The 24394-nt window shown below is 72.9% G+C and carries 26 protein-coding genes; 24 read left to right on the top strand and 2 right to left on the bottom strand.

What is annotated here, in order from left to right; genetic code table 11:
* Positions 1 to 3: 3 nt before the first annotated feature.
* The 16 genes from O7543_RS06955 (at position 4) to O7543_RS06880 (ending at position 15433) form a co-directional block, all read left to right on the top strand.
* Positions 4 to 666 carry a riboflavin synthase gene (locus O7543_RS06955; protein ID WP_281554601.1) on the top strand — a complete coding sequence of 221 codons (663 nt, stop codon included), beginning with the start codon at positions 4 to 6 and terminating at the stop codon, positions 664 to 666.
* On the top strand, positions 663 to 1970 hold the full coding sequence (locus O7543_RS06950) for a bifunctional 3,4-dihydroxy-2-butanone-4-phosphate synthase/GTP cyclohydrolase II (RefSeq protein ID WP_281554602.1): 1308 nt from the start codon (positions 663 to 665) through the stop codon (positions 1968 to 1970). Before O7543_RS06955 ends, O7543_RS06950 begins: the two co-directional genes overlap by 4 nt.
* Positions 1970 to 2455: a 6,7-dimethyl-8-ribityllumazine synthase gene (ribH, locus tag O7543_RS06945; RefSeq protein ID WP_281554603.1), complete on the top strand. Its 486-nt coding sequence runs from the start codon at positions 1970 to 1972 to the stop codon at positions 2453 to 2455. Before O7543_RS06950 ends, ribH begins: the two co-directional genes overlap by 1 nt.
* Positions 2456 to 2545: 90 nt before the next feature.
* Positions 2546 to 3112: a SigE family RNA polymerase sigma factor gene (locus O7543_RS06940; protein WP_281554604.1), complete on the top strand. Its 567-nt coding sequence runs from the start codon at positions 2546 to 2548 to the stop codon at positions 3110 to 3112.
* Positions 3112 to 4236, top strand: coding sequence for a Gmad2 immunoglobulin-like domain-containing protein (locus tag O7543_RS06935; protein ID WP_281554605.1), 1125 nt, complete (start codon positions 3112 to 3114; stop codon positions 4234 to 4236). The genes O7543_RS06940 and O7543_RS06935 overlap by 1 nt, the downstream gene beginning before the upstream one ends.
* 49 nt (positions 4237 to 4285) lie before the next feature.
* Complete coding sequence (locus O7543_RS06930; RefSeq protein WP_348650123.1) at positions 4286 to 4567, top strand: phosphoribosyl-ATP diphosphatase; 282 nt, start codon at positions 4286 to 4288, stop codon at positions 4565 to 4567.
* A gap of 67 nt (positions 4568 to 4634) precedes the next feature.
* Positions 4635 to 5483 (top strand): ATP phosphoribosyltransferase, encoded by an 849-nt coding sequence (gene hisG / locus O7543_RS06925; RefSeq protein ID WP_278168769.1) that lies wholly within the window; start codon positions 4635 to 4637, stop codon positions 5481 to 5483.
* A gap of 388 nt (positions 5484 to 5871) precedes the next feature.
* Positions 5872 to 7332 carry a benzaldehyde dehydrogenase gene (locus O7543_RS06920; RefSeq protein WP_281554607.1) on the top strand — a complete coding sequence of 487 codons (1461 nt, stop codon included), beginning with the start codon at positions 5872 to 5874 and terminating at the stop codon, positions 7330 to 7332.
* Positions 7333 to 7383: 51 nt separating this feature from the next.
* Positions 7384 to 8496 carry a DMT family transporter gene (locus O7543_RS06915; RefSeq protein WP_281567358.1) on the top strand — a complete coding sequence of 371 codons (1113 nt, stop codon included), beginning with the start codon at positions 7384 to 7386 and terminating at the stop codon, positions 8494 to 8496.
* A 38-nt stretch (positions 8497 to 8534) separates the two neighbouring features.
* Positions 8535 to 8948: a PH domain-containing protein gene (locus tag O7543_RS06910; protein WP_281555563.1), complete on the top strand. Its 414-nt coding sequence runs from the start codon at positions 8535 to 8537 to the stop codon at positions 8946 to 8948.
* Positions 8949 to 9347: 399 nt separating this feature from the next.
* Entirely contained in the window at positions 9348 to 9968 is a 621-nt protein-coding gene (infC, locus tag O7543_RS06905) for a translation initiation factor IF-3 (RefSeq protein WP_281554609.1), read from the top strand.
* Positions 9969 to 9987: 19 nt separating this feature from the next.
* Positions 9988 to 10182, top strand: coding sequence for a 50S ribosomal protein L35 (gene rpmI, locus O7543_RS06900; protein ID WP_123601271.1), 195 nt, complete (start codon positions 9988 to 9990; stop codon positions 10180 to 10182).
* A gap of 31 nt (positions 10183 to 10213) precedes the next feature.
* On the top strand, positions 10214 to 10606 hold the full coding sequence (gene rplT / locus O7543_RS06895) for a 50S ribosomal protein L20 (RefSeq protein ID WP_123601272.1): 393 nt from the start codon (positions 10214 to 10216) through the stop codon (positions 10604 to 10606).
* A 47-nt stretch (positions 10607 to 10653) separates the two neighbouring features.
* The gene (locus O7543_RS06890) at positions 10654 to 11547 is read left to right on the top strand and encodes an RNA methyltransferase (RefSeq protein WP_281554610.1); all 894 of its coding nucleotides are present in this window, start codon (positions 10654 to 10656) and stop codon (positions 11545 to 11547) included.
* A gap of 241 nt (positions 11548 to 11788) precedes the next feature.
* Positions 11789 to 12850: a phenylalanine--tRNA ligase subunit alpha gene (locus O7543_RS06885; RefSeq protein WP_281554611.1), complete on the top strand. Its 1062-nt coding sequence runs from the start codon at positions 11789 to 11791 to the stop codon at positions 12848 to 12850.
* 3 nt (positions 12851 to 12853) lie between these two features.
* Positions 12854 to 15433: a phenylalanine--tRNA ligase subunit beta gene (locus tag O7543_RS06880; RefSeq protein WP_281554612.1), complete on the top strand. Its 2580-nt coding sequence runs from the start codon at positions 12854 to 12856 to the stop codon at positions 15431 to 15433.
* A 76-nt stretch (positions 15434 to 15509) separates the two neighbouring features.
* Here O7543_RS06880 and O7543_RS06875 read toward each other — a convergent pair whose 3' ends face one another.
* Positions 15510 to 16853: an SGNH/GDSL hydrolase family protein gene (locus O7543_RS06875; RefSeq protein WP_281554613.1), complete on the bottom strand. Its 1344-nt coding sequence runs from the start codon at positions 16851 to 16853 to the stop codon at positions 15510 to 15512.
* Between the two features lie 170 nt (positions 16854 to 17023).
* On the opposite strand from O7543_RS06875, the gene O7543_RS06870 reads away from it, so the two are divergent.
* Entirely contained in the window at positions 17024 to 17446 is a 423-nt protein-coding gene (locus tag O7543_RS06870; RefSeq protein WP_281554614.1) for a hypothetical protein, read from the top strand.
* 56 nt (positions 17447 to 17502) lie between these two features.
* Here the strand turns inward: O7543_RS06870 and O7543_RS06865 are convergent, their stop codons facing one another.
* Positions 17503 to 17931: a hypothetical protein gene (locus O7543_RS06865; RefSeq protein ID WP_281554615.1), complete on the bottom strand. Its 429-nt coding sequence runs from the start codon at positions 17929 to 17931 to the stop codon at positions 17503 to 17505.
* 241 nt (positions 17932 to 18172) lie between these two features.
* Here O7543_RS06865 and O7543_RS06860 point away from each other — a divergent pair, with 241 nt between their 5' ends.
* The 7 genes from O7543_RS06860 (at position 18173) to O7543_RS06830 (ending at position 24362) form a co-directional block, all read left to right on the top strand.
* Entirely contained in the window at positions 18173 to 18460 is a 288-nt protein-coding gene (locus O7543_RS06860) for a DUF427 domain-containing protein (RefSeq protein WP_281554616.1), read from the top strand.
* A 98-nt stretch (positions 18461 to 18558) separates the two neighbouring features.
* A complete protein-coding gene (gene argC, locus O7543_RS06855; RefSeq protein ID WP_281554617.1) occupies positions 18559 to 19575 on the top strand; it encodes an N-acetyl-gamma-glutamyl-phosphate reductase in 1017 nt (338 codons plus the stop codon).
* The gene (argJ, locus tag O7543_RS06850) at positions 19572 to 20780 is read left to right on the top strand and encodes a bifunctional glutamate N-acetyltransferase/amino-acid acetyltransferase ArgJ (protein WP_281554618.1); all 1209 of its coding nucleotides are present in this window, start codon (positions 19572 to 19574) and stop codon (positions 20778 to 20780) included. Before argC ends, argJ begins: the two co-directional genes overlap by 4 nt.
* On the top strand, positions 20777 to 21715 hold the full coding sequence (gene argB, locus O7543_RS06845) for an acetylglutamate kinase (RefSeq protein ID WP_281554619.1): 939 nt from the start codon (positions 20777 to 20779) through the stop codon (positions 21713 to 21715). The genes argJ and argB overlap by 4 nt, the downstream gene beginning before the upstream one ends.
* The gene (locus O7543_RS06840; protein ID WP_281554620.1) at positions 21716 to 22924 is read left to right on the top strand and encodes an acetylornithine transaminase; all 1209 of its coding nucleotides are present in this window, start codon (positions 21716 to 21718) and stop codon (positions 22922 to 22924) included.
* Positions 22921 to 23856 (top strand): ornithine carbamoyltransferase, encoded by a 936-nt coding sequence (gene argF, locus O7543_RS06835; protein ID WP_281554621.1) that lies wholly within the window; start codon positions 22921 to 22923, stop codon positions 23854 to 23856. The genes O7543_RS06840 and argF overlap by 4 nt, the downstream gene beginning before the upstream one ends.
* Positions 23853 to 24362 (top strand): arginine repressor, encoded by a 510-nt coding sequence (locus O7543_RS06830; RefSeq protein WP_281554622.1) that lies wholly within the window; start codon positions 23853 to 23855, stop codon positions 24360 to 24362. Before argF ends, O7543_RS06830 begins: the two co-directional genes overlap by 4 nt.
* Positions 24363 to 24394 lie beyond the last annotated feature (32 nt).

Raw genomic sequence — 24394 nt, 5'->3', positions numbered from 1 at the left:
TCGATGTTCACCGGCATCATTGAGGAGCTGGGCGAGGCCGGCCCGCTCGACTGGCACGGCGACAGCGGCGTGCTCACCGTCCACGGCCCACTGGTCGCCGCCGACGCCCGGCACGGCGATTCCATCGCGGTCAACGGCGTCTGCCTCACCGTCGTCTCCGTCGACGGGCAACGGTTCGTCGTCGACGTGATGAAGGAGACCTTCGACCGTAGCTCACTGGGGACACTGCGGCCCGGTGACCCGGTCAACCTGGAACGCGCCGCCACCCTCGCCACCCGCCTCGGTGGACACCTGGTGCAGGGCCACGTCGACGGGGTCGCCACCGTCGTCGGGCGCACCCCCGGCGACCGCTGGGAGCAGGTCCGGTTCAGCCTGCCCACCGGCCTGCACCGGTACGTCGTGGAGAAAGGTTCAATCGCGGTCGACGGCGTCTCGTTGACCGTCATGGAGGTGTCCGACGGCGACACCACGGCGGCGGTCACGGCCGCGACCGGGTCCGGCACGGCCGGCTGGTTCGGCGTCGGGCTGATTCCCACCACTGTGCAACTCACCACCCTCGGCCGGAAACCGGTCGGGGCCCTGGTCAACCTGGAGGTCGACGTGATCGCGAAGTACGTGGCGAAGCAACTGGACGGGGCACGGTCCGTCGGCGGAGTCCGCCCGTGACCGCCGCCGGGTTCGGCACCGTCGAACAGGCCCTCGACGACCTGGCCGCCGGCCGGGCCGTGGTGGTCGTCGACGACGCCGACCGGGAGAACGAAGGCGACCTGATCTTCGCCGCCGAACACGCCACCGCCGAACTCGTCGCGTTCATGGTGCGCCACACCTCCGGCTACATCTGCGCGCCGTTGCCCGAGGCCGAGTGCGACCGGCTCGACCTGCCGCCGATGTACCACACCAACCAGGACCGGCGGGGCACCGCGTACACCGTCACCGTCGACGCCCGCGACTGCGTCAGCACCGGCATCTCCGCCGTTGACCGGGCACACACCCTGCGGCTGCTCGCCGACCCCGCCGCCGGCCCGACCGACCTGTCCCGGCCCGGCCACGTCGTGCCGCTGCGCGCCCGCGCCGGCGGTGTCCTGCACCGGCCCGGTCACACCGAGGCCGCCGTGGACCTGGCCCGGCTCGCCGGGTTGCGCCCCGCCGGGGTGCTCTGCGAACTGGTCAACGACGACGGCACCATGATGCGCCTGCCCGACCTGGAGAAGTTCTCCGCCGACCACGGGCTCACCCTGATCACCATCGCCGACCTTATCGCCCACCGGCGGCGGAACGAGACCCACGTCGAGCGGGTCGCGCAGGCCCGGCTGCCGATGCCGTACGGGGTGTTCCGCGCCGTCGGCTACCGGGTCGCCCACGACCCGGCCGAACACATCGCCCTGGTCCACGGTGACCTCGACGACGGTCGTGACGTGCTGGTCCGGGTGCACTCCGAGTGCCTCACCGGGGACGTTTTCGGCTCGCTGCGCTGCGACTGCGGCCCGCAGCTGGACGCCGCCCTGGCCCGGGTCGTCGCCGAGGGCCGCGGCGTGGTGCTCTACCTGCGCGGCCACGAGGGCCGGGGCATCGGTCTGGCCCACAAGCTGCGCGCCTACCAGTTGCAGGACCAGGGACGGGACACTGTCGACGCCAACCTGGAACTCGGCCTGCCCGCCGACGCCCGCGACTACGGCACCGGTGCGCAGATCCTGCACGACCTCGGGGTCCGATCGATCCGGCTGCTCACCAACAACCCGGACAAGGTGTCCGGGCTGACCGGGTACGGCCTGAACGTCGTCGGGCGGGAACCGTTGACCGTCCATCCGCATCCGGAGAACGTGCGCTACCTGCGTACCAAACGGGACCGGATGGGCCACCTGCTCGACGGACTCGATCAGCCGGCCGGCACAGCACCGGCCGACCTTGACGGCGTCGACGGCGCGGCCGACCTCGACCCGGTCGGCGAACTATCCGGAGGGCGGGCCTGATGGCCGGATTCGGCGAACCCGGAGTCTCCACCGTCGACGCCGCCGGGCTTGCCGTCGGCGTCGCCGCCGCCCGCTGGCACACCGACCTGGTCGACGCGATGCTCACCCGGGCGCTCGCCGCCGCCGACGCCTGCGGCGTCGCCGCCGTGCAGGTGGTCCGGGTCGCCGGCTCCGTCGAACTGCCCGTCGTCGCCCAGGCCCTGGCCCGGCGCTGTGACGCGGTGGTCGCCCTCGGCGTGGTGGTACGCGGCGCCACCGCCCACTTCGACTACGTGTGCCGGTCGGTCACCGACGGCCTGACCCGGGTGTCACTCGACGAGTCCACCCCGGTCGGGCACGGCGTGCTCACCGTCGAGACCATCGACCAGGCCCGCGACCGGGCCGGGCTGCCCGGCTCGGCCGAGGACAAGGGCTGGTCGTCGATGGTCGCCGTGCTCGACGCCGCGCTTGCCCTGCGGGCCGTCCACGCCGTACCGGTGGGCTGAACCTGACCTCTCGAACCGCGGTACCCCGACCCGTCACGTTCCCGCCGCTCGCGCGGTAAACCAGATGCGCTGGTGACACGTCGTAGTGGCGTGACACCCGAACTGGTCACCGACCTGGGCTCGGGGAGGACGATGCCACGACAGCGGGCACAGACGACGACGTGGGCGGCGGACGAGGCGGTCACCCGCCTGTTCGCCGCGCACTACCGCCCGCTGGTGCGCCTCGCCACCCTGCTGCTGCGGGAACCGGGCATGGCGGAAGAGATCGTGCAGGATGCCTACGTGGCCCTGCACAGCCGCTGGTGGCGGCTCCGCGACGCCGACAAGGCACTCGGCTACCTGCGGGTCACCGTGGTCAACCGGTGCCGGTCGGCGATCCGGCACCGACGGGTCGTGCAAGCCCACCTGGCCGCCGCCCGGCCCGACCCCGACGCACCCAGCGCCGAAGCCGGCGCCCTCGACCAGCTCCGCCACGCCGACGTGATCACCGCGCTGCGCGCCCTACCGCCCCGCCAGCGGGAGGCGATCGTGCTGCGCTACTACGCCGACCTGTCCGAGGCGCAGATCGCCGACGCGATGGGGGTCAGCCGAGGCGCGGTGAAGAGCCACACCGCACGCGGCATCGCCGCACTGCGAACCAGCCTGGACGGCCTGTGATGGACACCGACCACGACAACCTGCCCGGCGACGCCGGTACCGCCGACCTGCTGCGCCGGGCGCTGCACACCGAAGCCGACCGGGTCGACGTACGGCCCGACGGGCTGACCGCGATCCGCGGCAAGATCGACGCCCGCCGACGGCGCCGGATGCCGGCGGTGCTGCTCGGCGCCGCCGCCACGACCGTCGCCGCCAGCCTGGTCGGCGTGGTCGGCTGCTTGCCGCCGGTGTCACAGCCCGGCCCGCCGTCCGGGGCGGTCAGCGCCGGCCCGGCCCCGCCCGGCGCGGCACCGACCGGCGGGCCGACCGACCAGCCGACCGACCGCGACGCCCCGGTCGCCGGCCCGGCGACCGGCGGTCCGCCGACCGCCGGCGCCGCCGGACAGCAGGCCGGCACCCCGGTGTCGACCCTGCCGGTCTACTACGTCGGTACGGCCGACGGCGAGGGGCTGCGGCTCTACCGCGAGTTCCACCGGTTCCAGCTGACCGACACCGGTGTCGTCGCCGAACTGCGGGCCACGCTCGGCGAGATGCTCACCGCCGCCCGGCTCGCCGATCCCGACTACCGCACCCTGTGGCCGTCCGGGGCCACGGTGGCGACCGTGTGGACCCAGTACGACATCGTCGGCGTCAACATCACCGGAGCCGGGGTCGCCAACCTCGACGCCGCCGGGGCCGCCGCTGCGGTGCAGCAGCTCGCCTGGACCGTCGCCGGCGTCACCGGCGGCGACCCCAGGATCCGGCTGCTGCTCGACGGCGAGCCGGTGGACCGGCTGTGGGGTCACGTCGACACCGGCGACGAGATCACCAAGGGGGCCGCGCTGGACACCCTGGCCATGCTCTGGCTGATCGACCCGCAGCACGGCGACACCGTCGGGTCGACCTTCACCGTGCACCTCGCTGGCAGCGTCCACGAGGCCACCGCCCAGCTGCGGATCCGCCAGGGCGGACAGGTCGTGCACCGGCGGTACGTCACGCTCGACGCGGGCGCACCCGGCCGGGGGGAGGCGTTCGTCGAGTTGAGCCTGCCGCCCGGCGACTACACCATCGAGGCGTACGAGGAGTCGATGGTCGCCGACGAAGGGCCCCGGTACCTCGTCGACGCCGCGATCACCGTACGGTGATCAGCAGGTGGACCGGTGCGGACCCGGTGCCGACCCGCCCGGTGCCGGGCTGCCACAATCGGGCACCGTGAAGACGTTCGAGGAGTTGTTCGCCGAGCTGCAGGCCAAGGCGGCGGCCGGGACCCCGGGCTCGTCGACGGTGGCCGCGCTGGAACGCGGCGTACACGCCATCGGCAAGAAGGTCGTCGAGGAGGCGGCCGAAGCGTGGATGGCCGCCGAGCACGAAGGGCCGCAACGGGCCGCCGAGGAGATCTCTCAGCTGCTCTACCAGGCGCAGGTGCTGATGCTGGCCACCGGACTGGAGCTCGAGGACGTCTACCGACATCTCTGACCCGCCCTTGCGACCGTGACCCGCACCCTCGTGTGACCCTCACACCCTCGACAGGAGCGAGACCGAGATGCTGCGCATCGCCGTACCGAACAAAGGCACCCTCTCCGGACCGGCCGCCGACATGCTGCGCGAAGCCGGCTACCGCCAGCGCACCGACCCCAAGGACCTGGTCTGCCGCGACGAGGCCAACGACGTCGAGTTCTTCTACCTGCGGCCCCGTGACATCGCCACCTACGTCGGCAGCGGTGAGCTGGAGCTCGGCATCACCGGCCGGGACCTGCTGATCGACTCCGGCAGCCCGGCCGAGGAGCTGCTCGACCTCGACTTCGCCGGGGCGACGTTCCGGTTCGCCGCCCGCCCGGAGACCCTGACCCGGGTGCCGGAGCAGATCGCCGGGCGACGCATCGCCACCGCGTACCCCGGGGTGGTCGAGAGCTACCTCGGCGAACACGGGCTGAAGGCCGAGGTGGTCCGCCTCGACGGCGCGGTCGAGAACGCCATCCGGCTCGGCGTCGCCGACGTCATCGCCGACGTGGTGGAAACCGGCGCCACGCTGCGCCAGGCGGGCCTGGTCACCGTCGGCGAGCCGATCCTGCGCTCCTCGGCGGTGCTGGTGCACCCGGCCGGCACCGCCACCACCGGCCAGGCCGACCAGCTGATCCGCCGGCTGCAGGGGGTCCTGGTCGCCCACCGGTACGTGATGCTCGCCTACGACGTGCGCGCCGACCTGCTGGAACAGGCCACCGCGCTGACCCCGGGCATCGAGTCGCCGACCATCTCGCCGCTGCACCGCGAAGGCTGGGTGGCGGTGCAGGCCATGGTCCGCCGTGCCGAGGTGCACCGGATCATGGACGAGCTGTACGACCTGGGCGCCCGCGCCATCCTGGTCACCGACATCCACGCCTGCCGCCTCTGACTCACCGGCCGCCACGCCCTTACCCGGCTGGCGGACAAGCGGGCGCGGATCGGGCGTAGGTACTTGGCGGAAAACGCCATTCGGTTGGTAGCGGGACGATCTATGACGCGATTACGTCATGCGTCCTGGCGGACACGTTCCGTCAATTGGGTTGGGCTTGGGTTCGCGTCCGCCGAGGAGGTCACGTGGCGCCGGAGCGGATCGGCGGCTACCGCATAGTCGAGCTGATCGCACCCGGTTCCTCTACCTGGGTGGCGTGTTCGGGGTCATGGTGATGATCGGTCGCGGCTCAACTCCTCGTACGGGTGACGCCGGTTCCTGAGGTGGATCCGGTGCCGGTGCGGGAAGGTAGGGAGGATTCGGATTCCCGACCGGCCGGAGGTTCCTCATGGCACTACTCGACACGACGACGTGGCACGGCATGATTTTCAGCGACGGCTGGACCGAGGCGGCCGGCGGCACGATGGCCGTCATGTCACCGGCCACCCGGCAGGAGATCGGTCGGGTCGGTGTCGGCAACGCCGACGACGTGACGCGGGCCTGCGTCCGGGCCGCGCAGGCGCAGCGCGACTGGGCCGCCACCAGCTACCTGGAGCGGGCCGCCGTGCTGCGCCGGGCCGGTCAGCTGTTCGAGCAGTACGCCGACGACATCGGTGGCTGGCTGATCCGCGAGGCCGGGTCGGTGCCGCCGAAGGCCGAGGTGGAGACCACCACCGCCGCCCAGGAGTGCTACGAGGCGGCCACCCTGCCGTCGCACCCGACCGGCGAGATCCTGGCCACCGGCCAGCCCCGGCTGAGTCTGGCGCGTCGGCTGCCGGTCGGGGTGGTCGGCGTCGTCGCGCCGTTCAACTTCCCGCTGATCCTGTCCATCCGGTCGGTCGCGCCGGCGCTGGCGTTGGGCAACGCGGTGGTGTTCAAACCGGACCCGCGTACGGCGGTCTGCGGCGGGGTGTCGATCGCCCGGATCTTCCAGGAGGCGGGTCTGCCCGACGGGCTGCTGCACGTGCTGCCCGGCGGGGCGGACGTCGGCGAGGCGCTGATCGCCGACCCCCGGGTCCGGGTGGTCAGCTTCACCGGTTCCACCGCCGCCGGGCGCAAGGTGGGCGAGGCCGCCGCCCGCCATCTCAAGCGGGCCCACCTGGAGTTGGGTGGCAACTCGGCGCTGATCGTGCTCGACGACGCCGACCTGGATCTCGCGGTCTCGGCCGGCGCCTGGGGGTCGTTCCTGCACCAGGGGCAGATCTGCATGGCCACCGGCCGGCACCTGGTGCACGAGCGGATCGCCGACCGGTACGTCGAGCAGTTGGCGGCCAAGGCCGACCACCTGCCGGTCGGGGATCCGGCGGCCGGGCAGGTGGCGCTCGGCCCGATCATCGACGAACATCAGCGGGACAAGATCCACTCGCTGGTCACGGCCAGCGTCGACGCCGGGGCCCGGCTGGCGGCCGGCGGCACCTACGAGGAGCTGTTCTACCGGCCGACGGTGCTGGCCGACGCCACCCCGACTACACCGGCGTTCGCTCAGGAGGTGTTCGGCCCGGTCGCGCCGGTCGCCACCTTCGCCGACCTGGACGAGGCGGTCGCGTTGGCCGGCGACACCGAGTACGGCCTTTCGCTCGGCATTCTGAGCCGGGACGTGATGAAGGCGATGGCGCTGGCCGACCGGATCCCCAGCGGCATCGTGCACATCAACGACCAGACCGTCGACGACGAGGCGGTGGCGCCGTTCGGCGGGGTTGGTGTCTCCGGCACCGGCAGCCGGTTCGGTGGGCCGGCCGCCAACATCGAGGCATTCACCGAGACCCAGTGGCTCACCATGCAGGGCGACATCAGCCGGTTCCCGTTCTGACCCGGCGGACCGGCAGCTGCTGGACGGACGTCGATCCGCCGACGGTACGCGATGTCCGTCACAGACATCGTCGCGGCCGGCTGTGACAGTGGCCGGGTGACACCACCGGACCCTACGCCGGCCACCACGTCGCCCCAGCCGGCGCGGCGGAGGCCGGCCCAGCGCCGCCTTGCCGGGGTGCTGCCGCCCTGGCTGGCGCTGGCCGTCGCCGGGCTCGGCGGGGTGGCGTCCGCGTCGCAGAGCGCGGTCAACGCCGAACTCGGTGCCCGGATGGGCAGCGCCGCCATCGGGGCGGTGGTCAACAACATCGGCGGATCGCTGCTGGTCGCCCTCGGGCTGCTGCTCCTGCCGTCGATGCGCGCCGGGCTGCGGACCCTGCGGGACGCCCGGCTGCCCTGGTGGACCTACCTCGGCGGGGTCGGTGGGGCGTTCTTTGTCACCGTCGCCGCCTACGCGGTGCCGGTGCTCGGGGTGGCGGTGCTGACCATCGCCCAGGTCGCCGGCAACAGTCTCGGCGGCCTGGCGGTGGACCGGGTCGGGCTGGCCCCGGCCGGCCGGCTCGCCGTCACGATTCCCCGGCTGGTCGGGGCGCTGCTCGGCATCGGCGCGGTGGTGGTGGCCCAGGTCGGCCGGCCGGTCGGGCAGCTCGCGGTCGGGGTGATCGCGCTGGCGGTGGCCGGCGGGCTGGCGGTGTCGGTGCAGTCCGCGCTCAACGGGCGGGTCTCGGCGGCCAGCACCACCGCGATGGGCACGGTGGCGAACTTCGTGGTCAGTACGCCGCTGGTGCTGATCGCGGCCGGCCTGCTCGGCGGTTACCAGGCGGCGGCCGGCCGGGCGTGGCCGGGCGAGTGGTTCCTCTACCTGGGCGGGCTGTTCGGCGTCTGCATCGTGGTGGCGCTGCTGGTCGGGGTCCGGTCGGTCGGGGTGCTGCGGACCGGGCTCGGGGTGGTCGCCGGTCAGCTCGTCGGGGCGCTGCTTATCGACGTCCTGGTCCCCGGCGGTGCCGGCGTCAGCCCGGGTCTCATCGCCGGCGCCGCGCTGATCATCGTCGCGGTGCTGGTGTCCGGTCGGGGTGCCCGTCGGTCCCGGCCGGTCGGCCGCGACGGTGCGGTGGCAGACTTGACCGGGTGGCAGACGAGCCGACCGACCCGACCACCGAGCTGACCGGCGCGCTGGTGGTGCGTGCCCGCCGGTTGCGGGTGATGTGCTGGTCGCTGGCTGCCGCGCTGCTGCTGGTCTTCACTGCGGTCAGCTTCGGCCTGCAGGGGTCCACCGGCGCGAACCTGGGCAGCTTCCAGCGTGGCGACCAGGCCGCCATGGTCGGTCTCGGCCTGGTCGGGGCCGCCGTGATCCTGTTGTTCACCCGGCCCCGGGTCGAAGCCGACGCCGCCGGGGTGCGGGTGCGAAACGTGTTGCGCTCGTACCAACTGCCGTGGTCGCTGGTCGCGGCGGTCCGCTTCGACCGGGACGCCGCCTGGGCCAGTTTGGAACTGGCCGATGACGAGCTGGTGCCGATGCTGGCGCTGCAGTCCGTCGACCGGGAGCACGCCGTCGAGGCTGTCCGGGCGTTGCGCCGGCTGCACGCTGCGAGCCGCACGGCGACCGCCGCCGGCTGATGCTGCCGGGTCGACCGCCGCTGGCTGGCACTGGTTGTTGACACCGGACCGGACATACGGCTATGGCCGGAGCCTGGTAGTCTTGTCATGTCGACCACGCTGCCCTCGACCGGCGGCGCCGGCGCGAGCCGGCAGCCGGGCGGAGGTAGTCGCGAAAGCGGAGCGCCTGCTCCCACCCGTACCGCGGACCACCATCCAGCGGGCGGGTCCGGTCTTCCGACGGCGGTCCGTCCGCCGTTGGGTCGACGCCGTCGACGGCGTCACCGACCGGTCGAGCAGGCCCTGGCATGTGCCAGGGCCTTCTGCTTTCCCGGGGCGTCCCCAACCGGGGGCCGGCCCGGGGTGACGGCACCATGGAGATTACCGACTCGAGGAGGCCCCATCAGCGTCGAACCACGCGTGAACGAGCAGATCCGGGCACGTGAGGTCCGACTGGTCGGCCCTGAGGGTGAGCAGGTGGGCATCGTCCCGCTGGAGCGCGCCCTGCAGCTGGCCGCGGACGTCGACCTGGACCTGGTTGAGGTTGCGCCGATGGCGCGCCCGCCGGTGTGCAAGCTCATGGACTTCGGCAAGTTCAAGTACGAGAGCGCACTCAAGGCGCGCGAAGCGCGGCGTAACCAGCAGCAGACCGTCATCAAGGAAATGAAGCTTCGGCCTAAGATCGACCCGCACGACTACGAGACCAAGAAGGGTCACGTGGTGCGGTTCCTCAAGGCCGGAGACAAGGTCAAGGTCACGATCATGTTCCGGGGCCGGGAACAGAGCCGGCCGGAGCTGGGCTACCGGCTGCTGCGCCGGCTCGAATCGGAGATCTCCGACCTGGGGTACGTCGAGGCCGCACCGAAGCAGGACGGCCGGAACATGATCATGGTGTTGGCCCCGCACCGGGCCACCAAGGCCGCTGCGGCCGCCGCGACGGCGGCCCGGGGCGGCGGAGCCTCCCGGGACCGGGATTCCGGCGCCGTCGAGGCACCACCACCGGCCGCCACGGCCGGACCCGCCGGGAACACCGGCGAGTGACAGGGGAGAGACGCGACACATGCCAAAGATGAAGAGCCACACCGGTATGGGCAAGCGGGTCAAGGTGACCGGCCGTGGCAAGATCCTGGCCGAGCAGGCGGGTAAGCGCCACCTGCTGGAGGGCAAGCCCTCCACTCGGACCCGCCGGCTCACCGGCACCGTCGAGGTGTCCCCGGCCGACGTCAAGCGCATCAAGAAGCTGCTCGGCCGCTGACGCGCGCCACTGACCTGAAGGAGTAGGTGAAATGGCACGCGTCAAGCGGTCCGTAAACGCTCAGAAGAAGCGCCGTACCCTGCTGGAGGACGCCAGCGGCTACCGGGGCCAGCGGTCCCGGCTGTACCGCAAGGCCAAGGAGCAGGTGCTGCACTCGATGCAGTACGCCTACCGGGACCGTCGCGACCGCAAGGGCGACTTCCGGCAGCTGTGGATCACCCGGATCAACGCGGCGGCCCGCGCCAACGGGATGACCTACAACCGCCTCATCCAGGGCCTCAAGCTGGCCGGCGTCGAGGTCGACCGCAAGGTCCTCGCGGACCTGGCGGTCAACGACGCCACCGCGTTCGCCGCCCTGGTGGAGGTGGCCCGCACGGCGGTCGCCGCCGAAGGCACCGGCGGCGCGGCGGCCCAGGCCGCCTGAACCGGCGCGACCCTGACCCGCACGTGGCACGAATCGAGGCGTCCGGCATGACCGCACCACGGCCAGCCGGGCGCCTCGACCGTGTCCCGGCCACCACCACCGGCGGCGGGGCCGACCACCGGCAGCCGACGTTCACCACCCGTACCCCCAGGATCGTGGCCGCCCGGCGGCTGCACCGGCGCCGCGACCGCGACGCGACGCGGCGCTTCCTCGCCGAAGGCCCGCAGGCCGTCCGGGAAGCGCTCGCCGTGCCCGGCCTGGTCCGCGAACTGTTCACCACCGCCGCCGGGCGTACCCGGCACACCGACCTGACCGTCGCGGCGGCCAGCGCCGGCATCGACGTCTCCATCGTCGACGACGCCGCGCTCACCGCGCTGGCCGAGACCGTCAACCCGCAGGGCGTCGTCGCCGTCTGCGACCACCTCGACGTCACCCTCGACAGCGCGCTGCACCGCCGGCCCGCGCTGGCCGCCGTGCTGGTCGAGATCCGCGACCCGGGCAACGCCGGCACCGTGCTGCGCACCACCGACGCCGCCGGTGCCGGCGCCGTCGTCTTCGCCGGCGCCGCCGTCGACCCGTACAACGGAAAGTGCGTCCGGGCCAGCGCCGGCAGCCTGTTCCACGTCGATGTGGTCCGCCACGACGACCCGGCACACGTCGTCGACGAGCTGCGCGCCGCCGGCCTGCGGGTGCTCGCCACCACCGGCCATGGCGACACCGACCTCGACGACCTCGCCGACTCGGGCGCGCTGGCCGCGCCGACCGCCTGGCTCTTCGGCACCGAGGCGCACGGCCTGCCGGCCGAGCTGGCCGACCGGGCCGACGCCCGGGTGCGGGTGCCGCTGCACGGCCGCGCCGAGAGCCTGAACCTGGCTGCCGCCGCAGCCGTCTGCCTGTACACTTCGGCCAGAGCACAGCGCCCAGGAAGGCCCACGCGATGAGCGTCCGCAGCTACCCGGCGCGCGTCGACGACCATCCGACGCGCCGCGACCGGCGGCCCGGCTGTGGTGTGCCACCTCATCGGCTGTTTACCCGGCCCGCCGGTTCCGGCGGGCGGCAGGGCTGACCGACCCTTCCTGCCTGCGCACCCTACCGGCGGGCTGCGGCAGCGCCGCGCGTCCGTAGACTCTTGCCGGTCATCGGCCCCGGTGACCGCACGCCGCGAGGGAGTGCCCGCACGTCATGACCTACCGCAACGACCCATACGATCCGAAGCAGGTCGCGTTGCTCGACCCGGCCGCGCTCACCGGCGCGGTCGCTGACGCCGAGAAGGCGTTCGCCGCCGCCGCCGACCTGGACGCGTTGACCGCACTGCGACCCCAGCACCTCGGCGACCGCGCCCCGATCTCGCTGGCCCGCCGGGAAATCGGCGCGCTGCCGCCGGCCGCCAAGGCCGACGCCGGCAAGCGGGTCAACGAGGCGCGCACCGCGGTGCAGACCGCGTACGACGCCCGGCGCGGCGAACTCGAAGCCGAGCGGGCTCGGCGGGTGCTTGCCGAGGAACGCGTCGACGTCACCCTGCCGTACGACCGCCGCCCGCGCGGCGGCCGGCACCCGCTGACCACCCTGATGGAACGCATCGCTGACCTGTTCGTCGGGATGGGCTACGAGATCGCCGAAGGCCCCGAGGCTGAGCTGGAGTGGACCAACTTCGACGCGCTCAACATCAGCCCCGACCACCCGGCACGCGGGCTGATGGACACCTTCCACCTTGACCTGCCCGGCCTGGTGCTGCGCACCCACACCTCACCGGTGCAGGCCCGGACCATGCTGACCCGCACCCCGCCGATCCACGTGGTCTGCCCGGGGCGGGTCTACCGCACCGACGAACTCGACGCCACCCACACCCCGGTGTTCCACCAGGTCGAAGGGCTCGTCGTCGACCGGGGTATCACCATGGCGCACCTCAAGGGCACCCTGGACCACTTCGCCCGGGCGATGTTCGGCGCCGACGCCCGGACCCGCTGGCGGCCGCACTACTTCCCGTTCACCGAGCCGTCCGCCGAGTTCGACGTCTGGTTCCCACAGCACCGCGACGGGCCACGGTGGGTCGAATGGGGCGGCTGCGGCATGGTCAACCCCCGGGTGCTGCGAGCCTGCGGCATCGACCCGGAGGTCTACTCCGGATTCGCGTTCGGCATGGGCATCGAACGCACCCTGATGTTCCGGCACGGCATCAGCGACATGCGCGACATGGTGGAAGGCGACGTGCGGTTCACCCGCGCGTTCGGGATGGAGGTCTGAGACATGCGGATCGCACTTTCCTGGCTGCGCGAGCACGTCGACCTGCCGGCCGACCTCGCCCCGCAGCAGCTCGAAGACGCCCTGGTCGGCCTCGGCCTGGAAGTCGAGTCCATCGTCGACCTGGCCGGCACCGTCACCGGCCCACTCGTCGTCGGCGAGGTCCGCGAAGTCGAGGAACTCACCGGCTTCAAGAAGCCGATCCGGTTCTGCCGGGTCGACGTCGGCACCGCCAACGGCACCGGTGAGCCGCAGGAAATCGTCTGCGGCGCCACCAACTTCGCCCCCGGCGACAAGGTCGTCGTCATCCTGCCCGGCGGGGTGCTGCCCGGCGGATTCGCCATCGGCGCCCGGAGAACCTACGGGCGCAACTCCAACGGCATGATCTGCTCCGCCCGCGAGTTGGGCGTCAGCGACGACCACGCCGGCATCATCGTGCTGCCCCCGGACGTCACCGCCGCGCCCGGCGACGACGCCCGACCCGTCGTCGGCCTCGACGACGTCGTGGTCGACGTCGAGATCACCCCCGACCGGGGGTACGCCATGTCGGTACGCGGCATCGCCCGCGAACTCGCCCAGGCGCTCGGCGTACCGTGGCGGGACCCGGCGGCGATCGACGCGCCCGGCGCCACCGACACCCCGGCCTACCCGGTCGAGGTCCGCGACACCGTCGGCTGCGACCGGTTCACCGCCCGGATGGTCCGCGGCATCGACCCGACCGCGCCGACGCCGGCCTGGATGGCCCGCCGGCTGACCACCGCCGGGGTACGCAGCATCAGCCTCGCCGTGGACATCACCAACTACCTGATGCTCGAACTCGGCCAGCCGATGCATGCCTTCGACGCCGACCGGCTCGCCGGGCCGCTGGTGGTCCGACGTGCCGTCGCGGGGGAGAAGCTGACCACCCTGGACGGGGTGGCCCGAATCCTCGACGCCGAGGACATGGTGATCTGCGACGACACCGGACCGATCTCGCTCGCCGCAGTGATGGGCGGCGAGACCAGCGAGGTGGTGCCCGGCACCCGCAACGTGCTGTTCGAGGCCGCGCACTGGGATCCGGTGATGGTCGGGCGTACCGCCCGTCGGCACAAGCTGTTCAGCGAGGCCGCCAAACGGTGGGAACGCGGCGTCGACCCGGCGCTGCCGCTGGTCGCCATCGACCGCGCCGTCGCACTGCTCACCGAACACGCCGGCGGCTCCGCCGGCGCGGAGATCCTGGACATCGACCACGTCGCCCCGCCGGCCCCGATCGTCCTCGACGCCGGGCTGCCCAGCCGCCGGGTCGGGGTGACGTACCCGCCGCAGCGGGTCGTCGACCTGCTGGAGGCGGTCGGCTGCACCGTCGCCACCGGGTTGACCGCCGGGGCGGCCAGCGCCAGCGCCGTCGCCACCGGCGTGGCCACCGCCACCTCGGCGGCGTCGGCAGCCGACGACGGTACGGCGCCGCTGGTCGTCGGCCCGCCGAGCTGGCGGCCCGACCTGACCGACCCGGCCGACCTGGTTGAGGAGGTGGTCCGGCTGGACGGCTTCGACAACGTGCCCAGCGCCCTGCCGCCCGCCCCGGCCGGCCGAGGGCTCACCGCCGACCAACGCCGCCGCCGGTCGGTGGCGCGGGCGCTGGCCGAGACCGGTCACATCGAGGCGCTCTGCTACCCGTTCGTCTCCCCGCAGGTCGCCGACGACCTGGGGCTGCCTGCCGACGACCCGCGCCGCGCCGCGGTCCGGCTGGCCAACCCGCTGGCTGACACCGACCCGCTGCTGCGGACCAGCCTGCTGCCGCCGCTGCTGGCGACGCTGCGGCGCAACATCGGCCGGGGGCAGCGCGACGTCGCCCTCTACGAGATCGGCGTGGTGTTCCAACCTCGGCCGGGTGCCGCCGCACCGCCGCCGATGGGGGTCGACGACCGGCCCGCCGACGAGGTGTTCGCGGCCGCCGACGCCGCCGTGCCGCACCAGCCGTGGCACGTCGCGGTGGTGCTGGCCGGTGAGCTTGAGCCCGGTGGCTGGTGGGGCGCGGGCCGGCCGGCCAGCTGGGCCGACGCCGTCGAGGCCGGTCGGACCGTGCTCGACGCCGCCGGCGTTCCGGCCGATCGGGTCGAGGTCCGCGCCGACGAGCACGCGCCCTGGCATCCCGGCCGCTGCGCCGAACTGCTCGTCGACGGGGTGGTGGTCGGCCACGCCGGGGAGCTGCATCCGGCGGCGGTCACCGCGCTGGAACTGCCCCGGCGTACCTGTGCGATGGAGCTGGACCTGGACGCGGTGCCGGCGGCTCCGGTGGTGCCGGCACCGGACTTCTCCAGCTTCCCGCCGGCGTTGATCGACGTGGCGCTGGTCGTCGACGATGCCATCCCGGCGGCGCAGGTCCGCGCCGCGCTGGTGGCCGGGGCGGGCAAGCTGCTCGAATCGGTCCGGTTGTTCGACGTGTACGCGGGGGAGCAGCTCGGTGCCGGGCGCAAGTCCCTGGCGTACAAGCTGGTGTTCCGGGCCGCAGACCGGACGCTGACCGTCGAGGAGGCGGTGGCGGCCCGCGACGGCGCGGTCGCCGAGGCCGCCTCCCGGCTCGGCGCCACCCTGCGCGGTGCCTGACCGACCGACAAGGGTCCCGGCCCCGGTCCGCCGCGACGACGGGCGGACCGGGTCGGGAAACGCCGGTGACCGTCGGTCAGCGTCGTAGCAGCGAGCCGAGGTCGACGGCGTCGGCCATCGCGGCGCAGCCGGCGTCGTTGGGATGCAGGTGGTCACCGCTGTCGTACGCGGTCGCCAGCCGGGTCGGGTCGGCCGGGTCGGCCAGCGCCGCCGCGAAGTCGATCACCCCGTCGAAGGCACCGCTGGTGCGGATCCAGCGGTTGACGTCGCGCCAGATCTCCTGCCGCTCGGGGGTGTCCAAAAAGGAGCCACCGAACGGTGGCACAGTGCCGCCGAGGATCGGCAGTCCCTGGGCCCGGGTCTGCGCGATCACCTGCCGGTAGCCGGCGATGATGTCGGCGGCCGGGGCGCTGTAGCCGATGTCGTTGGTGCCTTCCAGCAGGATCACCGCCCGGACTCCGGTCTGCGCGTAGACGTCGCGTTCCAGCCGGGCCAGCGCCGGCACCCCCCAGTACGGTTCCCCGTCACGTGGGGCGAGCAGCCGGTTGCCGCCGAGTCCGGCGTTGACCACCGACAGGATGGGCCCGCGCTGGTCGTGCAGGCGACGGGCCAGGTAATCGGGCCAGCGCCGGTTGGCGTTGCCGGTGGTGTTGCCGGTGTCGGTGATCGAGTCGCCGAGCGCGACCACGGAGCCGACGACCCGGGGATCGGCCTGCACGTCGATCCCGTCGACGAGCATCCAGCATGGCGTGTCGGCGTACCCGTCGGCGGTCGGCGCGGCGGCCCGGTCGCCCGCCGCCAGATGGTTGCCCTGGGCGGTGAACGGATGGTTGGTCACCGGTCCGGTCGGCTCCGGTACGTACACACTGACCAGCAGGGTGCTCAGCGCGGCGACCCGCAGCGGGACCGGGTCGCTCAGCGCCCGACCGCCAGCGGCGACGGTGACCTCGTGGCTGCCGCCGAAGGCCAGCTCCCGCATCGAGCCGGGCACGGCGGTCGCGCCGTCGTGCTGCACGGCGACCGAGGCCCGGCCGACGGTCAGCTCCCGGGTGCCGAACGTGTTGGTGATCCGTACCCGGACGGCCCGGCCACCGGCGCTGACGAAGGCGACGTTGCGCACCGTCTGGTCGGCCAGACCGTCTCCGGCCGGGCAGTCCGACCAGGGGATGGTGCTGCCCTCGACCGGGCTGGGCGCCCAGGCGGCGACCCAGGTGGCCGGGTGCCGGGCGGGGCCGGCCGGGCCGGTGGTCGCAGCGGGAGCCGGCGGTGCGGCGCCGCCGCTGGTCGCGGCGAGCGCGGCCGCGACCGTGATGGCCAGGACAGCACCCCCGCTGAACGCCGCCGTCCGTCCCGCTGATCGGGTACGCCGGTCCGGGACAGCTGAGTTGGACGAGCCGGTGTGATTGTCGCTGGGACGCACGCCACCCTCCTTGTCGGTCGGCCCGACCGGACGTCGGGCCGACCGATAATAATAGAGGCTCGTCGATATCTGTGGTGGGCCGCTGGGCCGCGCGGGGCGCAGGTCCCGAGGTCGGACCCGGGCTCCGATGTGGTCGTCGGGCCGGTCGACCCTCCGACTAGGATGCGGGCATGCCCGAATGGCGGACGAAGCGACTGGCCGTCGGCGCGTCGATCGCCGCGCTGGCGCTGGCGGCGTTCGCCAGCGGCCAGCCGCACTGGGGCTGGTTCCTCACGCTCACCGTCGGGCTGCCGTACGCGGTCCTCGCCATCCCCGCCCGGTGCGGCGAGCCGCTGTGGCGCGACGGCGACTGCCCGTACCTTGGGTATGGCCTGCTCCTCGGCTGTGACCTGCACCGCCTGGACAAGATCGAGCGGCTACTGGGTGCGCAACCACGTAATCCGGTCGGCGACCGCCAGAGCGCTTCGGTCGTGGCGGTGCCGCCGGGTCGCGGTCCGACACTCACCCGTCACACCTGGGAGGGTCTTGGCTTGGTTGCCGCGCTGCTGGGGGCCGTGGCGGGTTTGCTGATCCTGCTGGGATCGGTCCCGTGATCAGCGATCGGTTCCGTGATCAGCGGTCGGTTCCGTGACCCGCACCGGCCGGTCGCTCAGCAGAGGTGCGTGCCGCAGAACTGTCTGATGACGGCGGTGGCTGAGCTAGTAGCGCTCTGGCCGGCTAGCGTATAGGTCACAGTGACCTGAACGGCGCCGTCCGCGTTGGGCATTGCCAGGGCGCAGTCGGAGGACGTCGTGGTGCAGCCGGTGATCACGTACAAGTACGAGCCGCTGATGCTCCAAGAGTAGGTGTATCCGGTGCCGGAGGCGTTCCGCACTGCGAAGCCAGCGTTGTAGGCGCCCGCCGGTTGATTGTTGTAGCAGATCGATCGCCAGACGAGGTCGGCCCCGGGAGCGACGCGGCAGCCGAACGTCTCGCCGCCGAATGCCCGCGCTGGTGGTGCTGAAATGAAGGTCAGCCCGCCTGCGGTCAGTAGTGCCACGGCGATGTACGTCGCGATCCGTCGGAGGTGTCGTGTCAACGGAACTTCCTCTTGCTCGGAGGCCGGCCGTTGTCCGCTTGATTGAGGTGGGGCGGGCACCGGTGGGTGTGGATGAGGACCCAGTGAACGTCGAGACGGTGACGGAGCCGGTCCGGCACGGTTCGACAACATAATACCGACGCGAAGCCCTGCGGTCTACAGTGTTCGCGGGTGCGGGGTTTCTGGTCACCGGCATCCGACGGATGGGCGGGATAACGATCGACGGCCTACGCTGGGTCTCATGCCGAAGGCAATCTGGAACGGACTTGTGATCGCCGAGAGCGACGACACGGTCGTCGTCGAGGGAAACCACTACTTTCCCCGGTCGTCGCTGCGTGACGACCTGGTACGTGAGTCGAACACCCACACCCACTGTCCATGGAAGGGCGACGCGTCCTACTACTCGCTGGAGCGCGATGGTCAACGCAGCGCCGACGCGGTCTGGTACTACCCGGCACCGCTGCCGGCGGCCGACATGGTCCGGGACCGGGTCGCCTTCTGGCGCGACGTGGAGGTCGTCGACACCTGACGGGCGGCGCGGCGGGCACCTGGCAGGCAGGTGGAAAGGGTCTTGTCGGCCCGGATGCATCCTGATACCGTCCTCTGCATAGAAATGCGGAGGTGGGTATGGGCATCCGGGTCGCCGTCGCCGGCGCAAGCGGGTACGCCGGGGGAGAGCTGCTGCGGCTGATCGCCGGGCACCCCGAGCTGGACCTGGTCGCCGCCACGGCGCACAGCCAGGCCGGGGCGCCGGTCGCCGCCGTGCATCCGCATCTGGCCGGCCTCGACCTGGTGTTCGTCGCCACCGATCCGGCCGACCTGGCCGCAGCGGACCTGGTGTTTCTGGCTCTGCCGCACGGCGAGTCGGCCGCGCTCGCCGCCACCCTGCCGTCCGACGTCAAGGTCGTCGACCTCGGTGCCGACCACCGGCTCAGCGACGCCGCCGCCTGGTCCCGCTACTACGGCGGCCAGCACGCCGGCACCTGGACGTACGGGCTTCCGGAGCTGCCCGGCCAGCGGGACCGGATCGCCGCCGCCGACCGGGTCGCCGCCACCGGTTGCTACGCCGTCGCCACCACCCTGGCGCTCGCGCCGCTGATCGCCGCCGGAGTGGTCGCCCCCGACGACGTCGTGGTGGTCGCCGCCAGCGGCACGTCCGGTGCCGGTCGGTCCGCCAAGACCCACCTGCTGGCCAGCGAGGTGATGGGCAGCCTGTCACCGTACAAGGTCGGCGCCCACCAGCACGTCCCGGAGATCAAGCAGGCCACCGGCGCGACCAGCCTGTCCTTCACCCCGGTGCTGGCTCCGATGCCGCGCGGCATCCTGGCCACGGTCACCGCCCGCCCGACCGACGCCGCCGCCGACCCGGCCGACGCCGCGCGCGAGGCGCTGACCGCCGCGTACGCCGACGAGCCGTTCGTGCGCCTGTTGCCTGCCGGCAGTTGGCCGGCCACCGCCGCGACCCTCGGATCCAACGCCTGCCAACTGCAGGTGACCACCGACGTCGACTCGGGACGGGTGATCGTGACCAGCGCCATCGACAACCTCGGCAAGGGTGCCGCCGGTCAGGCAGTACAGTGCGCCAACCTGATGCTCGGTCTGCCGGAGAGCACCGGCCTGACTACTCTGGGGATCGCGCCATGACGGTGACCGCGCCGAACGGGTTCCGGGCGGCCGGGGTGGCCGCCGGGCTGAAGAGCGGAGGCGCCGTCGACGTCGCCCTGGTCGTCAACGACGGACCGGCCACGGCCGCCGCCGGGGTCTTCACCGCCAACCGGGTGCAGGCCGCACCGGTGTTGTGGAGCCGGCAGGTGCTGCGGGCCGGTGCGCTGCGGGCGGTGGTGCTCAACTCCGGCGGCGCCAACGCCTGCACCGGGCCGGCCGGATTCCAGGACACTCACGCCACCGCCGAACACGTCGCCGCGACGCTCACCGAAGCGGGCGGCACAGGGGCCGGCACCGGCCTGGACGTCGGGGCCGGTGAGGTCGCGGTCTGCTCCACCGGGCTGATCGGCGAACGGCTGCCGGTGGACAAGCTGCTCGCCGGAGTGACCGCGGCCGCCGCCGGGCTCTCCGCCGACGGAGGACCGGCCGCCGCCGAGGCGATCATGACGACCGACACCCGGCCGAAGACCACCGTCGTCGACGCCGGCCCCGCCAGCACCGGCGGACCGGCCTGGCGGGTCGGTGGGATGGCCAAGGGCGCGGGCATGCTCGCCCCGGCCATGGCCACCATGCTCTGCGTACTGACCACCGACGCGCTCGTCGACGCCGCCGACCTCGACGCCGCGCTGCGCGAAGCCTGCCGCACCACCTTCGACCGGATCGACTCCGACGGCTGCCTGTCCACCAACGACACGGTGCTGCTGCTGGCCAGCGGCGCCTCCGGGGTCACCCCGTCGGCCGGGGAGCTGACCGCTGCGGTCACCGCCGCCTGCGCCGACCTGGCCCGGCAGCTGATCGCCGACGCCGAAGGCGCCAGCAAGGAGGTCGCCATCGAGGTGGTCAGCGCGGCCAGCGAGACCGACGCGGTGCAGGTCGGCCGGGCGGTGGCCCGCAACAGTCTGGTCAAGACGGCGCTGTTCGGCAACGACCCCAACTGGGGGCGGATCCTCGCGGCGGTCGGCACCACCAGCGCGGTGTTCGACCCCGACCAGCTCGACGTGGCGATCAACGACGTGTGGATCTGCCGGGACGGGGCCGCCGCCGCACCCCGCGACCAGGTCGACCTCACCGGCCGGCAGGTGCACATCCGGATCGACCTGCACGCCGGTGCCGCCACCGCGACCATCTGGACCAACGACCTGTCGCACGCGTACGTGCACGAGAACTCGGCGTACTCGACATGACCGACACCGCCCGGCCGCCCGCGCCGCACGACGCGCTGAGCCGCGATCTCAGCCTCGCCCAGACCAAGGCCGCCACCCTGATCGAGGCGCTGCCCTGGCTGGCCCGCTTCCACGGGGCCACCGTGGTCGTCAAGTACGGCGGCAACGCCATGATCGACCCGCAGCTGCAGCGGGCCTTCGCCGCCGACATGGTCTTCCTGCGCTACGCCGGTATCCGACCTGTCGTGGTGCACGGCGGCGGGCCGCAGATCTCCAGCATGCTGCGCCGGCTCGGCATCGCCAGCGAGTTCAAGGGCGGGCTGCGGGTCACCACCCCGGAGGCGATGGACGTCGTCCGGATGGTACTCGTCGGCCAGGTCGGCCGGGAACTCGTCGGTCTGATCAACGAGCACGGACCCTACGCCGTCGGGCTGTCCGGCGAGGACGCCCACCTGTTCACCGCCATCCGCCGCCCCGCGTACGTCGACGGCGAACCGGTCGATGTCGGCCAGGTCGGCGACGTCGACACGGTCAACCCGTCGGCGGTCGCCGACATCATCTCGGCCGGCCGAATTCCGGTGATCTCCACGGTGGCGCCGGACGTGGACGGCGTATTGCACAACCTCAACGCCGACACGGCCGCCGCCGCGCTGGCCGTCGCACTGCAGGCCCGCAAGCTGGTCGTGCTCACCGACGTGCCCGGCCTGTACGCCGCCTGGCCTGACACCGCCAGCCTGATCAGCCGGATCACCGCCGACGACCTGGCCGACCTGCTGCCCACCCTCGCCGCCGGCATGGTGCCGAAGATGGAGGCGTGCCTGCGGGCGGTACGCGGCGGGGTACCCGCCGCGCACGTCGTCGACGGCCGGGTGGCCCACTCGACGCTGCTGGAGGTCTTCACCTCGGAGGGCTTCGGCACCATGGTCACTGACCCGACGAACGACGGGGAGTCCTGAATGGCCTCGCTGCGGGACCGCTGGTCCGCATCGTTGATGGACAACTACGGCACACCACCGCTGGCGCTGGTGCACGGCGAGGGCGCGACCGTCGTCGCCGAGGACGGCCGACGCTACCTCGACCTGTTGGGCGGCATCGCGGTCAACTCGCTCGGGCACGCCCACCCGGCGGTCGTCGAGGCGGTCACCCGGCAGATCGGCACCCTCGGACACGTCTCCAACCTCTACGTCGCCGAGCCGCCGGTGGCCCTGGCCGAACTGCTGCTCGCCCTCACCGGACGCCCCGGCGCGGTGTTCTTCTGCAACTCCGGGGCCGAGGCGGTCGAGGCCGCGTTCAAACTGTCCCGGCGTACCGGTCGGACCCACGTCGTCGCCACCCACGACGGCTTCCACGGCCGGACCATGGGGGCCCTGGCCTTGACCGGGCAACCGGCCAAAGCCGACCCGTTCCGGCCGCTGCCCGGCGAGGTCACCCATGTGCCGTACGGCGACACCGAGGCGCTTGCCGCCGCCGTCACCGACCGCACCGCGATGGTGATCCTGGAGCCGATCCAGGGCGAGGCCGGCGTGGTGGTGCCGCCGCCCGGCTACCTGGCCGCCGCCCGGGAGATCACCAGCCGGCACGGTGCCCTGTTCACCCTCGACGAGGTGCAGACCGGGGTCGGGCGGACCGGTCACTGGTTCGCCCACCAGGCCGACGGCGTCGTCCCGGACGTCGTCACCCTCGCCAAAGGGCTGGGCGGCGGGCTACCGATCGGTGCCTGCATCGCCTTCGCTGACACCCAGGTCGCCGACGTGGGCACGCCAGCCGCGCTGCTGACCCCGGGCAGTCACGGCAGCACCTTCGGCGGCAATCCGGTCTGCTGCGCCGCCGCGCTCGCCGTGCTACGTACCATCGCCGCCGAAGGGCTGCTCGACCACGTCAAGCGGGTCGGTGAGCAACTGCGCCGGGGCGTCGAATCGCTCGGCCACCCGCTGGTCGCCTCGGTACGTGGTGCCGGTTTGCTGCTCGGTGTGGTGCTCACCGCGCCGGTCGCGCCGGCGGCTGCGGTCGCCCTGCGGGACGCCGGCTTCCTGGTCAACCCGGCCCAGCCGGACGTGATCCGGCTGGCTCCGCCGCTGATCCTCACCGGTGAGGAGGCCGACGGGTTCCTCGCCGCGCTGCCGGCCGCACTGGACGCCGCCACCACTACAGGAGAAGGCTCGTGACCCGGCATCTGCTGCGCGACGACGACCTCAGCCCCGCCGAGCAGGCGGCGGTGCTGGACCTTGCCGCCGCGATGAAGGCCGACCGCTACGGCCACCGGCCGCTGGCCGGCCCCCGCTCGGTGGCGGTGCTGTTCGACAAGCAGAGCCTGCGGACCCGGCTGTCGTTCGACGTCGGCATCGCCGAGCTGGGCGGCAACCCGATCGTGGTGGACACCCAGGCCACCCACTTCGGCCGGGGCGAGACCCTGGCCGACGCGGGTCGGGTGCTGTCGCGGTACGTGTCGGCGATCGTGATGCGCACCTTCGGTGACGACCGCCTCGCCGAGGTCGCGGCAGGGGCGAGCGTGCCGGTGGTCAACGCGCTCACCGACGGGTTCCACCCCTGCCAACTGCTCGCCGACCTGCTGACCGTGCGGGAACACTGTGGCGGCACCACCGGGCGGACCCTGGCGTACGTCGGCGACGCGGCGAACAACATGGCCAGTTCCTACCTGCTTGCCGGGGTAACCGCCGGGATGCACGTGCGGGTGTCCGGGCCGACCGGGTACGACCCGTCCCCGTCGGTGGTCTCCCGGGCCGGGGAGATCGCCGCCTGGACCGGCGGTTCGGTGCAGGTCATCCGGGACCCGAAGGAGGCGGTCGATGGCGCCGACGTGGTGGCCACCGACACCTGGACGTCGATGGGTCAGGAAGCCGACGGTCGGGACCGGCGTACCCCGTTCTGGCTGTACCAGGTCAACCTGGACCTGCTCGACGCCGCCGCGCCGGAGGCGATCGTGCTGCACTGCCTGCCCGCCCACCGGGGCGAGGAGATCACCGACGAGGTGCTCGACGGCCCGCGCAGCGCCGTGTTCGACCAGGCGGAGAACCGGCTGCACGCGCAGAAGGCGCTGCTCGCCTGGCTGCTGGGCCAGCCGGGCGGGCCGTCGTGACCGGGCCTGCGACCCGGACCGCCCGGCACGCCCGGATCACCGAGCTGATCCGGGCCAGGACGGTCCGGTCCCAGACCGAGCTGGCCGAGCTGCTCGCCAGCGACGGCATGCAGGTCACCCAGGCGACCCTGTCGCGGGACCTGGAGGAACTCGGCGCGGTGAAGGTACGTGGCCGCGACGGAGGTCCGGCGGTCTACCTCATCCCGGAGGACGGCAACCCGACGCTGCGCCCCGCCGAGCAGGCCCCGGCCCGCCTGGTCCGGCTGCTGCACGAGCTGCTCACCGGAGTCGACGCCAGTGGCAACATCTGCGTGCTGCGTACCCCGCCGGGTGCGGCGCAGTTCCTGGCCAGCGCGCTGGACCGGTCCGGGCTGCCGGACGTGGTCGGCACCATCGCCGGTGACGACACGATCCTGGTCGTCGCCCGCGACCCGGTCGGCGGCGCTGACCTGGCCGGCAAGCTCTCCACCTGGGCCGCCACCCCGCCCGGCCCGACCACTCCCTGATCCGCCCCACCGCCTGACCGACCCGACCACCA

The sequence above is a fragment of the Solwaraspora sp. WMMA2080 genome, assembly GCF_027497395.1.
In the GTDB taxonomy this organism is placed as follows: domain Bacteria; phylum Actinomycetota; class Actinomycetes; order Mycobacteriales; family Micromonosporaceae; genus Micromonospora_E.
Note: the sequence above shows the minus strand (reverse complement) of the source record. Positions and strands in the feature narration are given on the sequence as shown.

What these genes read in the sequence shown, in the direction of transcription:
- O7543_RS06955 (WP_281554601.1), top strand. Translation starts at nt 4, where the DNA reads ATGTTCACCGGCATCATTGAGGAGCTGGGCGAGGCCGGCCCGCTCGAC.
- ribH (WP_281554603.1), top strand. Translation starts at nt 1,970, where the DNA reads ATGGCCGGATTCGGCGAACCCGGAGTCTCCACCGTCGACGCCGCCGGG.
- O7543_RS06935 (WP_281554605.1), top strand. Translation starts at nt 3,112, where the DNA reads ATGGACACCGACCACGACAACCTGCCCGGCGACGCCGGTACCGCCGAC.
- hisG (WP_278168769.1), top strand. Translation starts at nt 4,635, where the DNA reads ATGCTGCGCATCGCCGTACCGAACAAAGGCACCCTCTCCGGACCGGCC.
- O7543_RS06920 (WP_281554607.1), top strand. Translation starts at nt 5,872, where the DNA reads ATGGCACTACTCGACACGACGACGTGGCACGGCATGATTTTCAGCGAC.
- O7543_RS06915 (WP_281567358.1), top strand. Translation starts at nt 7,384, where the DNA reads ATGTCCGTCACAGACATCGTCGCGGCCGGCTGTGACAGTGGCCGGGTG.
- O7543_RS06910 (WP_281555563.1), top strand. Translation starts at nt 8,535, where the DNA reads ATGTGCTGGTCGCTGGCTGCCGCGCTGCTGCTGGTCTTCACTGCGGTC.
- rpmI (WP_123601271.1), top strand. Translation starts at nt 9,988, where the DNA reads ATGCCAAAGATGAAGAGCCACACCGGTATGGGCAAGCGGGTCAAGGTG.
- rplT (WP_123601272.1), top strand. Translation starts at nt 10,214, where the DNA reads ATGGCACGCGTCAAGCGGTCCGTAAACGCTCAGAAGAAGCGCCGTACC.
- O7543_RS06890 (WP_281554610.1), top strand. Translation starts at nt 10,654, where the DNA reads ATGACCGCACCACGGCCAGCCGGGCGCCTCGACCGTGTCCCGGCCACC.
- O7543_RS06885 (WP_281554611.1), top strand. Translation starts at nt 11,789, where the DNA reads ATGACCTACCGCAACGACCCATACGATCCGAAGCAGGTCGCGTTGCTC.
- O7543_RS06880 (WP_281554612.1), top strand. Translation starts at nt 12,854, where the DNA reads ATGCGGATCGCACTTTCCTGGCTGCGCGAGCACGTCGACCTGCCGGCC.
- O7543_RS06870 (WP_281554614.1), top strand. Translation starts at nt 17,024, where the DNA reads ATGCCCGAATGGCGGACGAAGCGACTGGCCGTCGGCGCGTCGATCGCC.
- O7543_RS06860 (WP_281554616.1), top strand. Translation starts at nt 18,173, where the DNA reads ATGCCGAAGGCAATCTGGAACGGACTTGTGATCGCCGAGAGCGACGAC.
- argC (WP_281554617.1), top strand. Translation starts at nt 18,559, where the DNA reads ATGGGCATCCGGGTCGCCGTCGCCGGCGCAAGCGGGTACGCCGGGGGA.
- argJ (WP_281554618.1), top strand. Translation starts at nt 19,572, where the DNA reads ATGACGGTGACCGCGCCGAACGGGTTCCGGGCGGCCGGGGTGGCCGCC.
- argB (WP_281554619.1), top strand. Translation starts at nt 20,777, where the DNA reads ATGACCGACACCGCCCGGCCGCCCGCGCCGCACGACGCGCTGAGCCGC.
- O7543_RS06840 (WP_281554620.1), top strand. Translation starts at nt 21,716, where the DNA reads ATGGCCTCGCTGCGGGACCGCTGGTCCGCATCGTTGATGGACAACTAC.